13 protein-coding genes and 1 pseudogene are annotated in these 13,336 nt (G+C 36.3%); 8 read left to right on the forward strand and 6 right to left on the reverse strand.

Annotated elements, in window-relative coordinates:
- Positions 1 to 216: 216 nt before the first annotated feature.
- From JKP73_RS14225 to JKP73_RS14240, 4 genes are all read right to left on the reverse strand, one after another.
- Entirely contained in the window at positions 217 to 780 is a 564-nt protein-coding gene (locus JKP73_RS14225; RefSeq protein WP_021292497.1) for an RDD family protein, read from the reverse strand.
- A 257-nt stretch (positions 781 to 1,037) separates the two neighbouring features.
- Positions 1,038 to 1,625: a TetR/AcrR family transcriptional regulator gene (locus JKP73_RS14230; protein WP_021292496.1), complete on the reverse strand. Its 588-nt coding sequence runs from the start codon at positions 1,623 to 1,625 to the stop codon at positions 1,038 to 1,040.
- 3 nt (positions 1,626 to 1,628) lie between these two features.
- Entirely contained in the window at positions 1,629 to 2,414 is a 786-nt protein-coding gene (locus tag JKP73_RS14235; RefSeq protein WP_200411473.1) for a DNA alkylation repair protein, read from the reverse strand.
- The gene (locus tag JKP73_RS14240; RefSeq protein WP_021292494.1) at positions 2,411 to 2,827 is read right to left on the reverse strand and encodes a VOC family protein; all 417 of its coding nucleotides are present in this window, start codon (positions 2,825 to 2,827) and stop codon (positions 2,411 to 2,413) included. Before JKP73_RS14240 ends, JKP73_RS14235 begins: the two co-directional genes overlap by 4 nt.
- Before the next feature lie 285 nt (positions 2,828 to 3,112).
- Here JKP73_RS14240 and JKP73_RS14245 point away from each other — a divergent pair, with 285 nt between their 5' ends.
- Positions 3,113 to 4,375, forward strand: a complete 1,263-nt coding sequence (locus tag JKP73_RS14245) for an APC family permease (RefSeq protein ID WP_038246327.1) — start codon at positions 3,113 to 3,115, stop codon at positions 4,373 to 4,375.
- Positions 4,376 to 4,415: 40 nt separating this feature from the next.
- Positions 4,416 to 4,967 (forward strand): bifunctional transcriptional activator/DNA repair enzyme AdaA, encoded by a 552-nt coding sequence (locus tag JKP73_RS14250; protein WP_101953576.1) that lies wholly within the window; start codon positions 4,416 to 4,418, stop codon positions 4,965 to 4,967.
- A gap of 213 nt (positions 4,968 to 5,180) precedes the next feature.
- On the opposite strand, the gene JKP73_RS14255 is transcribed toward JKP73_RS14250, so the two are convergent.
- Both JKP73_RS14255 and JKP73_RS14260 read right to left on the reverse strand, forming a co-directional pair.
- Positions 5,181 to 5,564, reverse strand: a complete 384-nt coding sequence (locus JKP73_RS14255) for a DUF2283 domain-containing protein (protein WP_200411474.1) — start codon at positions 5,562 to 5,564, stop codon at positions 5,181 to 5,183.
- 306 nt (positions 5,565 to 5,870) lie between these two features.
- The gene (locus tag JKP73_RS14260) at positions 5,871 to 6,392 is read right to left on the reverse strand and encodes a CueP family metal-binding protein (protein WP_021292490.1); all 522 of its coding nucleotides are present in this window, start codon (positions 6,390 to 6,392) and stop codon (positions 5,871 to 5,873) included.
- Between the two features lie 456 nt (positions 6,393 to 6,848).
- On the opposite strand from JKP73_RS14260, the gene JKP73_RS14265 reads away from it, so the two are divergent.
- The 6 genes and pseudogenes from JKP73_RS14265 to JKP73_RS14290 all read left to right on the forward strand — a co-directional run bounded on the left by JKP73_RS14265 (position 6,849) and on the right by JKP73_RS14290 (position 13,058).
- The gene (locus JKP73_RS14265) at positions 6,849 to 7,700 is read left to right on the forward strand and encodes a YitT family protein (RefSeq protein ID WP_200411475.1); all 852 of its coding nucleotides are present in this window, start codon (positions 6,849 to 6,851) and stop codon (positions 7,698 to 7,700) included.
- Between the two features lie 503 nt (positions 7,701 to 8,203).
- The gene (locus tag JKP73_RS14270; protein ID WP_021292488.1) at positions 8,204 to 9,049 is read left to right on the forward strand and encodes a MurR/RpiR family transcriptional regulator; all 846 of its coding nucleotides are present in this window, start codon (positions 8,204 to 8,206) and stop codon (positions 9,047 to 9,049) included.
- Positions 9,050 to 9,943 carry an N-acetylmuramic acid 6-phosphate etherase gene (gene murQ / locus JKP73_RS14275; protein ID WP_021292487.1) on the forward strand — a complete coding sequence of 298 codons (894 nt, stop codon included), beginning with the start codon at positions 9,050 to 9,052 and terminating at the stop codon, positions 9,941 to 9,943. It abuts the gene before it with no gap.
- Positions 9,944 to 9,964: 21 nt separating this feature from the next.
- Positions 9,965 to 11,416: a PTS transporter subunit EIIC gene (locus JKP73_RS14280; RefSeq protein ID WP_200411476.1), complete on the forward strand. Its 1,452-nt coding sequence runs from the start codon at positions 9,965 to 9,967 to the stop codon at positions 11,414 to 11,416.
- Entirely contained in the window at positions 11,409 to 12,452 is a 1,044-nt protein-coding gene (locus JKP73_RS14285) for a MupG family TIM beta-alpha barrel fold protein (RefSeq protein WP_038246334.1), read from the forward strand. The genes JKP73_RS14280 and JKP73_RS14285 overlap by 8 nt, the downstream gene beginning before the upstream one ends.
- Positions 12,453 to 12,536: 84 nt before the next feature.
- Positions 12,537 to 13,058, forward strand: a pseudogene (locus JKP73_RS14290) (DinB family protein).
- Positions 13,059 to 13,336 lie beyond the last annotated feature (278 nt).

Genomic DNA, 13,336 nt, shown 5'->3' on the forward strand with positions numbered 1-13,336 from the left:
AAATATGAGCTCAATTGAAATATCATCATACTACATATTTACGCTCGACTTTAATTAATAATCCTTAACCTCAAACTCCGTTCCTTCCATATAACGCTTCATAACTTGATTAGTCATATCCTTCAATTGCTCAGAAGGATATTCAATCACACCACTATTACCTCTGCTATTCCAGCGATAAGTAGTTTTTCGTCCGATTGTTGAGGATTCAGTTTTTTAAAAGGCAGATGTATCTAGTGACTCTGCTTGCCCTTTCGTACTTAAACGATAGTCTTTCACTTCCGTACCTGCGAACCAGTCATAGACATTTTTTCTTTTTTTATTAGTAAGAGGAATTATTAGATATAATAATATTACAAGATTGACAGCATTAAGGACCATAAGAATAGTGATTTCAGAAAAGTCTGTTGGAAGCATTAATCGCCATATGCCAAAGTGAGCAACCTCCCATGGAAGAAACTTGATAGCTGTTCGAAAAGCTGAGCGACCGATTCCAATACGCTGTCCGAAACTATCAACAACACGAATGCCCATTTTTCTCTTCCCTAATGTTCCCTGCCATTTAGAACATTCACATACAATAAAATAAAGCGAAGCTGGCAACGTAATCAAAAGGAAACCTGTCAGTTCAGCTGTTACTGGAGAGCTTGAAAATAGGTGGCTAATATATGACCTGAAAACGAAAGAAATGGTACCTAGAACAAATATACCGTATATTAAGATAACGAGATAATCTAATAAAAAAGCGTAAATGCGGATTTTAAATGACGCATAAGGCATATTGAATCGGCTCCTCTATTTCGTTTTAAAAATCTCTCAAACAACTCATCTCTATACATTACTATTAAAGCCTTAAAAAATATTGCCTAAGAAATGGTCCAATAATACTTAGGCGTTGACGCAACTTTATTTCAACCAATGATCTGGTTTTTCTAAGAAGTTTGGTATTTTCGTATGGATATTTTCTTAGCTGCAAAATAAATTGCGTATGGGCTATATGTCTTTATGAATACTGGAGTAAGGTCATTAAGATGCAGTTAGTTCGTCTGTTTAAGTCCTTCGAAATACACATCTAACACGTGCATCGCTTCATCAATTGAATCAAAGGAACCTTTCTCGGCGATCCATAATGCGCTTTCGTTCATGGCCCCTGATAAAGAATGGGTCAGTGATTCTACCGACAGAGACAGAAAACAACCGTTCTTCTGCATTTGTTCAAGCTGATTGTATAGAAGTCTCATTGAATGATTGGCATCTAATTGTCGCCAACGATTCCAACCGATGACCACAGGACCATCAATGAGAATTATCTGTTTATGGTCAGGCTCAATTGCAGACGTGATAAATGCTCGACAACCAAGTGACAGCTGTTCCCATTGATCTGAACTCTTGCTTGCCTGCTGCTCGATATTTTGAGCAATCTGCTTCTGAATGGATTCAATAACGGCGAAAAAGAGTCCTTCTTTATTCTTAAAGTGATGATACAATGCACCACGCGTCAGACCTGAATCTTTCACAATATCTTCGAGTGCTGTTTTTGCATATCCATATTTTGCAAAATGTTGTTTCCCTGTTTGGAGGAGTAATTGTATTGTTTCTCCCGCTTCAGCTTTTGTCTTCTTCATTTATTATTCACCAACCCTGTGCATAAATGCAAGAGCATCTTGGTCATTGACTTTTATCAATGAACGTAGTCCATGCTTTACTGTCCAATTGATGTTTTTCCCATGCAGCTTATGCATCTTTTTTATCCATTCTATTGTTTCCTCTTTATACGTTTTTGACAAGTCATTCAGGTGATTTCCAACAGATTTTTGAACATACTTGGAATGATCGGTTATCAATGGCTCGAGCAAAGAAAGATTCATATACGGATCGCCGCAAAGCACGTCGATTCGTTTTGCCCAAGGTAGACGAGGACGTGTTCCCTCACTAACGAGTCGACGTACATGTGCATTCTCATCGATCGCCCATATACGAAGTTTCTCTAACATTTCTTGTTCATAATGCAGTAAGTAGGGGCGAATCGCATATTCGGACGTATGACGTTTCGTAATTTCATACAAGGCGTCCATCGATACATCAAAGTCATTCAATCCATACACTTCAACGTAATGAGCAATTGGCATTAAAAAATAACCATTTGCAAACATTCCTTGTTCTGTTTTGTTTTCTGGCCCAAGCATTTGTTTCAAAATTCCAATCGCATCAACGTAAGGTAAGCCGAGCGCTTTGTGCAATTCTTTAGAGATGACGGCTACCCTTTCTTTTAGCTCCAATTCTTTGACGAGGTTATTCACGCCCTTAATAAAGGAATTACGAGGGAATTCCGGATAAATAAGGGATATTTGATGCCCAAAGAATTGCGCTAATTCTCCGTCAAAATAATACTTCAATGGAATGTAACTGCTCATGACAGAGTATCCTTGAAATGACTTTGGAATTCAGCAGATGGAGTTATTGCTTGAATGACATCGATAAGAATTCCGTTCGGATCGGATGTAATGAAATGACGCTGCCCAAAATCTTCATTCCGTAAATCGAGTACGATAGGGAGGTGATGTTCACGAATTAAGCGATCGTATAGGGCATCAACGTCTTTTACCTCAAGATTTAAAATCAGACTGGTCGTAATCTGCTGTCGAATCTCTGATGGAACTGTATCATGATGATGATGAAGCACCGCTAGCTCAAACGAATCCAACCTTAAACTCACATACCAATCAATTTCAAAAACGACTTCAAACTGAAAGTGGCTTACAAAAAAATCTACAGAGCGAGAAACATCATCCGTAAGAATTACAGGATAAAACCCAGTCACTGCCATCAAACTACACCCCTTTAAATAGTTGTTAGGTTAATTTTAACATACATACTGTATGTATGTAAATATCATTTCATTAATAAGGAACTATTTGGTTAAGAAAGCAACGAATTTCAAACCTATGAAATCTTAATCGATTACAAAACTACCGTCTATTTAACTTACTAACCACTCAATGGATTAAGAAGTAGATCAATATAAGGCATGATCTAGGGGAATTGAACCGCAAAAAACAAGAAGAATTTCTTACTCTTTCTTGCTACGATGAAGGCGGAAAGGAGTGAGAGGATGGAAAATAAATCCATTGGATTATTTCAAGGAATTGCTTTATACATTGCAACGATCTTAGGATCAGGAGTTCTTTTTTTGTCTGGTGCGACAGCCACAATAGCCGGTCCTGCGTCCATTCTATCTTGGTTTATCGTGATTTTAATTAATTTCCCAATTGCATACTCCTTTGCGAGTTTAGCTCGGCAATATCCAGATGCGGGTGGAGCTGCAACTTTTGTCAGAAATTCTTTTGGGAATCATCTAGGCAACATTGTTGGTTGGTTTTATTTCATAACAGCTGCAGTCGGACAAACAATTGTTTCCTTAACAGGCGCTTTTTATTTTAGTCAAGCTTTTGGATTTTCACAATCTGAAACGACGCTTATCGCTATTTTTATTTTGGTGATTGCAGGTGTTTCAAATTATTATGGTATCAAAGTCAGTGGCAAGGTTGCGTTATTTATAAGTGCTAGTTTGTTGATTCTATTATTGTTGGCTGTATTTTTCTCTTTGCCAAGTATACAGTGGAAGAATTTTGTCCCTTTTGTCCCGAATGGATGGTTTTCTGTTGGGAATGCTATAACACTTATTTTTTGGTCTTTTTTCGGCTGGGAGGCGATTTGTAGTCTGTCGAATAACTTCAAAAGACCAGAAAAAGATATTGTAAAAGGGGCGATGCTTAGTGCTATTGTCATTGGTATCTTGTTTTTGGCCTTAAGTCTTGTCACCATAGGAACAGCGACGTATGGATCTACAGAAAGCAGTCTATCCCCTATTGGTGTTATAATGGGAGATACAATAGGTATAGGTGCTAAGATTGTTACGGCGGGATTAGCTCTAATCATTTGTACAGGGACAGCGAATGCCTTTGTAGCTAGTCTAACTCAATTAGGTTATTCGTTAAGCAGAGATGGCGCTTTTCCGAAATTTTTCTCAAGACTGCATCGTACCACTCAAATTCCTACACGAATGGTTTTATTTATTATCTGTTTTGCGATAGCCGGTATTTTAGTAACAGAGGCTATGTCATTAACATTTAACGATATTTTGTTTATCCCGACTTCCTTTGGAATTTTAGTCTACATTCTTTCTATGGCAGCAGGTGTCAAATTATTCAAGACATATACCCTGCCATGGTGGGCATCAGGGGTTTCTTTCATTTTGTGTTTACTTGTAATCCCATTTTTTCAAATGTACATATTGGTTCCATTAATTGTCATCGCTTTATATGTGATTTATATGATTTTTAGTAAGGAGATTTTTTCCTTTAAGGGGGAGTAAAAATCGAATGATAAGTCCAAAAGACCTTTCTAAGGATATGATGTGGGAAGCAACAGTTACATGTGATTCTACATTTGATGGCAGATTTTATTACGCTGTTAAGACAACGGGAATTTTTTGTCGGCCATCATGCAAATCTAAGATACCAAAATATGAGAATGTTTCCTTTTTTTTGAATGCAGAAGAGGCGCTAAAAACAGGATTTCGCCCTTGTAAAAGATGTCGCCCCGATCTACAATTAAAAACGTATGAACCATTAAAAGCAATTATTGATGATACGATGCAGATCATAAACAGTCATTATGATCAAAAAATGCTTATGAATGAATTGGCATCCATGGTAGGGGTCAGTCGTTTTCATTTAAACCGGCTCTTCAAAGACAGTACAGGGGATACTCCGCGTATTTACTTGGAAAAGGTTAGGATTAAGAAAGCAAAAGAACTTCTACTAACGACTAGTTTAAATAGCACAGAAGTCGGTTATCAAATCGGCTATCAAAGTATTTCCAGTTTTTATAATGCATTTAAACGGAGTACTGGACTTTCACCGATTCAATTTCAGAATCAATATGTCAAAAGTCCGACTACTTAGGTTTGGCGTTTTGGATGATTTTTAAAATCCAATCTATATGTGAACGCACTTTCGTTTTTTATTTATGTGTAATCACCACATTTATTATGGACAAATGCAACTAAACAGAAAAGGGAAACCTTGGGTAATACATTATGTCATGGGCTGTGTAATAAAATATCGTGCAGCAACTTTCGCTTTAAATTATTTTTTGATGCGGATATAGTAGTGTGTTTACAAAATGTATTTGGCTGGATAATTTTCTGGAACAATAATATCTATTCCAATCAATCCTTTATAACCAACATTCGAAAAGCAGAAACGCAATCCCCTAAATACAAATTTACTACGTACTTCTTTTTGACTCATTCTAAATGAGTAACCTTCTGGCGATTCAATGAACATTCTCTTTTTATTATTCAATATTTCTTTTAGTCCAAGCGCTTCTTCTTCGAATAGTTCTATTCCTATGATAATTCCGTTTTTATCTATATCAACATTTAGAAAGGGATTTACTTCTAATTCTTCTGTTTCATCAATTTTATATTTATACTTTTTATTAACAATATAGACATATCCAATTTTAACATCATCATCGAATTCAATTCTTCTACCCATTTCTTTCTCTCCTTGTTCCTCTAATTTGATTCCATATATATTCCTTGAAGTATTTATATTATACAGATAGGAAGGCGGTGGTAACATATCGTTTATAAATTATAAAATTTTTTTGACGGAACGAGGATAGAATCGTTTTATGTAAACAAACATCCGAGTGGATTCGAGTGAAACCATTCGGATGATGATAGGAATAAGCTACTTTTGTCTTCGTCTCTATCGCTTAAGTTAATTATTCATTGATCATTATACATCAGTAAACACTAGAGGGATTTGTTTTCCTTGGTCATTCGTCATAGACTTTTCCTAAGATAACTGCATTGTTGTTATACACGTATTGTCGCCTTCAAAGGTGGAGATTTCTGATTCTGATACTTTTCCGCCATATTCTATTTTTACTTGAAATGTTTTATTCCTTGGCAACCATAAATCAATAAATCCATTTTTAAATGAGGTCATGGTTTCATCAATCACCACATTCCCCTCGTCATCTTGAATATATACATCAAACTCTTTTTCGACCAATTCGCCTTGGCAACCAGTTAGACTATGATTGGTACAAGGATGTGTTGCTTTCATAAATGGTGCAATCGAAACAAAAAATTCATCCTCTGGAAGATCATAAGTAGTCTCTTTATTATTACTGTCCGTTACAATAAGTTCTTCTGAAGTAATGGATGCTGTCCCATCATCAACACGATTAACACTGTAATCGTGTACCATTTCTTTTATATTATTTTCTTCTTTTTTATTCGAACTACTATCATCACAGGCAATTACTACTAACATGAGGAATAGTCCAGCCACTGCAAGAAGGCATTTCTTCATCTATTATTCAACTCCTATTTTAATTAAGTAACTTAATGCGATTTCTTTTTCATTTTAGCTTCATTCAAGCTTCTATATACCCTCCTTCTATAATAAGTGAAGCTTTAATGATGTCTTAAGAGCTAAAAACAGGTTTCTACTTGTTAGTTTAAGATAAATAGTTGCAGAAATTATGTAGAAGCTGTGACGGTTTATGAACAAAAATTTTAGGGAGTACCATTTATTTCTGAATTTCAATGGAGTGTTTCTCAAGAGAAAAGATAGTGGCGGCCATATATCTTATAAATCTAAAAATTAGATTGTATATTGACTTTGATTCAAGAGGTTACTATAATCGTGAAGTTGCATCATAGTGGGATAAAACATTATTTATATTTAGTAGCTTTAGAGGTTAAGAAATAGTTGATTTCTAAAGTTTTTTATATATGACTTTTTTTGTTTAAGGAGGTTATTTATATGAAAAATATTTTAAAAGATGTGCTGTTAATAATCGTTGGTTCTTTTCTTATCGCTGCCTCCGTTCAATTTTTTGTTATACCGAACAGGCTCGGTGACGGAAGCACAATAGGTATGTCTCTCATTTTATATTATTTATTTGAGATTCCTACTAGTATTAGTACGTTTATCATTAATCTGATTTTTATTGCCATCGCATATAAATTTTTAATGAAAAGAACGATCATTTATACCATATTAGGCGTAGCGATGAGCTCTTTATTTCTAGGAATTCTAAGCTTTGTTCCTTTTGGTATTGAAGATATGGTATTGGGCATTATCTTCGGTGCATTATTACTCGGGGCTGGTTTAGGCCTGATTTTCATTGCTGATGGCTCGACCGGTGGAACTACCCTCCTGGCTTATTTACTAAATTACACTAAGGGATACAGCTTCTCCAAGAGTCTTTTTTATATGGATAGTGTTATTATAGCAGCGTTTATATTTATTATTGGAGTTAATAATATGCTGTATAGCTTTATATTTGTTTATCTGTGTACAAAAATAGCGGATCAAGTAATTGGAGGTTTCCATAATAAGAAAGCCATGACAATTATGTCAGATAAATATGAAGAAATCTCTAACGTAATTACAAACGAATTTGGCAATGCCGCTACGATTTATTATGGATACGGATACTACGTAAATAAAGATAAAAGAATTATCTATACGGTTATTAAAAAGACGGAGCTATTAAAAATCAAAAAACGAGTGCAAACCATTGATCCAAGCTCCTTTGTTGTAATTCATGAGGTGAAAGAGGTAGTTGGTGGAAAACTAGGATTTGTAAGTAGTAACACTCGGACAAATTAAAATAGACAAGCTTTCGTCGAGAGCTTGTCTATTTTATCATTCGGATGAATGGAAGGTTATTTCTCTGTAAAAATGAGATACTCGATGTATACTTGATGTTTACTGTATATCCACCATTTCTGGTCACAGCAGTCTCTATAGAACCATGGATTACTTTTAGCATTTGTGTACTCCATTTTCTCCATTACTTTTTAGCTATCATGAAAACCCCCTCGATATTGATATTCTATCGAATTTACATATCTCGCTCCCTATTTCATTATCATTAAAACGATTGTTAATTATTCAAGAGAATGGAAGCTTTATGATAATCATAGATACTCCGATAAGTCTAAACCTTCTGATTGGAAATTTTCTACATATAGTGACAGAAAGTTTCATGTATGAAAGGGGATACACGCAATAAATTTCAAGTTATGGTACAATGTTTCATAAGTATCTAATGTCATTGACACTAAGTTTCATAGTAATTATCATCAAACTATGTAAGGAGGAGCGATCAATTGAAAATCGCAACCATTCGCTTAAAGGAGTATTACGAGCAGGCGAGTACAACAGAGAAAGAAATTATTTCATATATACTTGCCAATCCAGAAGAAACATCGAAGTTGACCATTTATCAGCTTGCAGAGCGGACATTTTCCTCGCCAGCTTCTATCATCCGACTTTGCAAAAAGAATAGCTTTAATGGATACAAAGAGTTTTCTAAATCGCTTCTATTTGAACAAGCAGTAAGAAAAAACTATAAAAACAAAAGAATAACGGATGTAACCAAGGTGGACAGTGTGAAGGAAGTTGTTGATAAGGTAACCAACAAGAACATCTTATCATTAGAAGAAACAACCAGCTTGCTTGACTACGATGTCATTGATGCGTGCGTCAAATCCATTTACAGATGTGAGAAGCTGGTGTTATTTGGTATCGGTGCCTCGTTAATTGTTGCCAAAGATGCGCAGCTGAAATTTACTCGAATTAATAAAATGGTATATGTAGCGGAAGATTGGCACACGCAATTGTTAATGGCGAAAAATATGACTGCGCATGATATTGGTATTGTTATTTCATATTCTGGTGAGACAGAAGAAATGATTCAATGCGCCAAAACAGTACAAGAAAATCAAGCAGAACTTATTTCTATAACCAAGTATGGAAGCGCAACCATATCTGACATGGCAGATCATAAACTTTTTGTTGCTGCAAATGAATACGCCTTTCGAAGTGGCGCAATGTCCTCAAGAATATCTCAATTGAATCTGATCGATATTCTTTATACAACTTATGTAAATATGCATTATGAAAAATCAATTGAAATTCTAGAAAAAAACCAGATAAAAAAGGAGTCTCATTAAATGATTAACTTAGATAAGATGACAACTGAAAAACAAAATTTGAAGACAATGAATTTGGACCAAATGTCCGTTTTAGAAGCATTGAAGGTGATGAATAAGGAAGATCAGCAAGTAGCAAAAGCAATGGAAGCCCATCTTTCAGAAATTGAAAAGGCTGTAAAAGCAATTATTGAAGCTTTTGAGCAAGAAGGAAGATTGATTTATGTTGGAGCAGGTACAAGTGGGCGTCTGGGTGTACTTGATGCAGCGGAGTGTCCACCAACGTTTGGTACAGAGCCAAATCAAGTAATCGGTTTAATTGCCGGCGGCGAAAAGGCATTTACGAAGGCAGTTGAAGGTGCTGAGGACAGCAAATCAATGGGAGAGCAAGATTTAAAGGAGATTCAATTGCAACCGAAAGATGTTGTAGTCGGTCTTGCAGCTAGTGGGCGAACACCTTATGTGATTGGAGCTTTAGACTATGCTAATACAATAGGTGCAAAGACAGTGGCTATCGCTTGTAACCAAAACTCAGAAATTGGGGAGATTGCCAAAATCGCTATTGAAGTAACTACAGGACCTGAGGTTTTAACTGGTTCTACTCGATTAAAAGCAGCTACTGCACAGAAATTAATTTTAAATATGCTCTCTACAATCTCTATGGTTGGGATTGGAAAGGTTTATCAAAATTTAATGGTGGATTTACAAACCACCAATCAGAAACTAGAAGTGAGGGCGTTGCGCATCATCATGGCTGCAACAGAAGTAAACCAAGATGTAGCCCAAGCAAAATTAGAAGAGGGGGAAGGAAATGTGAAGCTAGCTATTACCATGATTCTATTGAATTGTGATGTAGCCACTGCTAAACAGAAGCTTCAGGAGTCAAACGGGCATATTAGAAAAACACAACAATAAACAGATGGGAGAGGGGTTATTATGGCGAATGAAAAAGAGAAATTCATAGATGAAATTGTCGAGCTGATTGGTGGAAAGAATAACATCCAATCAGCAACCAACTGTATGACTCGGATGCGTATTCGTATCAAGGATGAGAGTAGTGTGGATGTAAAAGGATTAAAGGAGTTAAATGATGTGATGGGGGTTGTACAAGCTGAAACACTTCAAATCATCGTTGGTCCAGGGAAAGCAAAAAAGCTAACAGATTTACTGTTGGAAAGGTACAATGTATCCTCTGAAGATAGTCAGACTGAAATGACAGGAAATCAAACAGTTACGGAGGATTGGCAGGAAAATAAAGCTTCTATCAAACAGAAGCAGAAGAAAGGTAAATTAAAATCCGCACTTGAAACAATTGGTGGTATCTTTATTCCAATGATTCCTGCCATTATTGCAGCCGGTATTTTCAATGGATTCAGCAGCTTGATCGGAACGCTGCAAGGGGAAGGAACGCTGACAGGCGATTTTTGGGAAGCAACACGATTACTGTTTTCTCTAATCGGAACAGGGTTTCTAGGATATTTCTCTATTTTTACAGGTATTAATGCGGCAAAACGATTTGGAGCCACTGAAGCGCTTGGTGGTATGATTGGAGCCATTTCTATTGCTTCACCACTAGTTGAACTTTCGCAGCTTTTTGGGCTTTATGATGCGGATGAGCCGTTAAATTCCATCTTAACGACAGGAAAAGGTGGTATTATTGGTGTTATTTTTGGAGTGTTTATTTTAGCTAAGTTAGAAAAAATGATACGTAAACGAGTTCCAGACGTATTAGATTTAATCGTGACACCAGTAGCAACATTACTGATCACAGTAGCTCTCTTTGTATTTATTATTATGCCGATATCTGGAATATTCTCTGATTGGCTTGTTAGTGGATTAAGTATAATTATTGGTTCTGATAACACAATCGTTAGTATTATATCGGGTTATATTCTATCTGCTGTATTTTTACCAATGGTATTACTAGGTCTGCATCATGGTTTGATTCCGATTTACGCTATTCAACTAGATGTACTTGGAGGCGTTTCACTGTTCCCGGTACTAGCCATGGCAGGAGCTGGACAAGTTGGTGCGTCCATCGCCATTTATCTAATATGTAAAAAAGTAGGTAATCACCGCATGAAGCAAATTATAGCAGGTGCGCTGCCAGCCGGGATTCTTGGTATCGGTGAGCCTTTGATATATGGGGTTACCTTACCGCTAGGAAAGCCTTTTATTACTGCGGGCTTAGGCGCAGGTTTTGGTGGAGCATATGTTATGATGATGCAGGTCATGGCGAATGCTTGGGGACCATCTGGATTAGTAGCTGTTCCATTGATGCAAGCAGATAAAATGATTCATTATGTTATCGGTATTTTTATCGCGTATATTGGAGGCTTTATTATTACGCGCCTATTCATTAAAAAAGAAGATGTTGCAAATGCCTAAACCACTAGGGATCTCTGTATATGTGTCTACTTTTGAATTACAAATTCCGATGTTAGAAAAGCTAAAAGGAAAAAACAGTTCCATTTTTACTTCATTTCATATTTCAGAAGAGGTAAACGATAGTTATGTGACTAAGGCAAAGGACATGTGCAAATGGCTTCATCAACATGGTTTTCAAATCATTGCAGATGTATCACCGAAAACATTAGAAATTTTTGCTCAACACGATCTTATTCGTTTTGCAGAAGATATGCATGTTTCCGTACTGCGTCTAGATTATGGCTTTGATGAACAAGAAATAACGCGGACTGCCAAGCAAATTCCAATCGCTTTTAATGCATCCACCTTAAATTTAGATGCACCATTTGTTTTAGAAGGTCACAAGTTATATGCCATGCATAATTTCTATCCAAGACCAGAAACAGGATTAGACTGGAAGCTTTTCGAAACTATTAATCAAACAATTAAGCAAAATGGGTCTGCACAACTGGTGGCATTTATTCCAGGGGATGAAATATTACGTGGTCCGATTTATGAAGGTCTACCAACAATAGAGACCCATCGAGAGTTGCCACCTTATGTTGCTTATTTAGATTTAATCAAGAATCATTCTGTTTATCAAGTGTTTATTGGGGATGTAACCATTTCTTCCGAGCAGCTAAAGCTGATTGAAGACTATCGATCAAGCAAGATTATCTCACTTCCTGTAAGGTTTGAATCTGATTTTGACTACTTATACGATCACGTGTATACCATTCGGATTGACTCACCAAGCGGTTTAATGCGATTGCAAGAATCGCGAGGGTATGCATCTCAAGGGAAAACGATTAACGTACAACATTGTACGGAAAGAACAAGAGGAAAAGTCACAATAGATAATGAGGCGTATAAACGTTATTCAGGAGAGATACAAATCATGCGTCAACATTATCCAAAAGATGGAAGGGTTAATGTCATTGGCGAGATAATAGAAGGGTATGTTCCCCTTGTTGATTGTGTAAAAAATGGAGAAAAAATCCGATTCGTCAAAATTTAATCTGGAGAAAAGAAGATTCTCTATTCCTAGCCTGATTTTTATTACGGTGGTACAGCAGCCATTAAACAGAGAAGGGGGAACAAGTTGACACATTTTGCATTACAGTTTTATGATTTTAACGAATGGGCAAACAAACAAATTTTTAGTCGACTAAACGAACTTCCGGAAGATATTTATCATCAAGAAGTTCAAAGTGTGTTTTCATCGATATCGAAAGTACTGGCACATGTTTATCTTTCCGATCTTGGCTGGTTAGGAGTTTTTTCTGGTAGAAGTATGAACTATGCATTAAGGATAGCTGAACAATTAAAAGAAGAAACAGAGGAAACAGGGTTAGCGGACATGGAGAAGCTGTTTTTGGATTTATCTGATTGATACAAAACATTCCTTAGCCAAAAAGAAAATATAGATAAGCAGCTTGTGATTGAACATCCCTCTGGCGAGCTAATGAACACAAGCGTATCCGAATTAGTACCTCATGTGGTGAATCACGGAACTTATCATCGAGGTAATATTACAGCTATGTTAAGGCAAATGGGCTATGCTTCTGTACCCACAGATTATGGAGTTTATTTATATATACAAAACAGCAATCAAACGAAATAAAATATTAGAAAGTAACTTTATAATTGATGAGCAGCTCTTAAAGGGCACCTCTATTAAATACCCTTTAAGTAGTAATCCACTCTAATCCATTACAGGTTGGGGGATAGAGAGAATGGATATTGTTGGGAAAGGGGCTGCTCATTAATTCAATTCCCTTTCTGAAACAATAAAACACGTAAAATTGTTTTGTAGCAGCCTTCCATTTGGAATAAAGAAGATATGTATAACTAGCAGCATGTAGAAATAGTCCAATAGATGCTTTAGCTTCGATATCATTT

The organism is Virgibacillus salexigens, from assembly GCF_014905415.1.
Lineage (GTDB): Bacteria > Bacillota > Bacilli > Bacillales > Amphibacillaceae > Virgibacillus > Virgibacillus salexigens.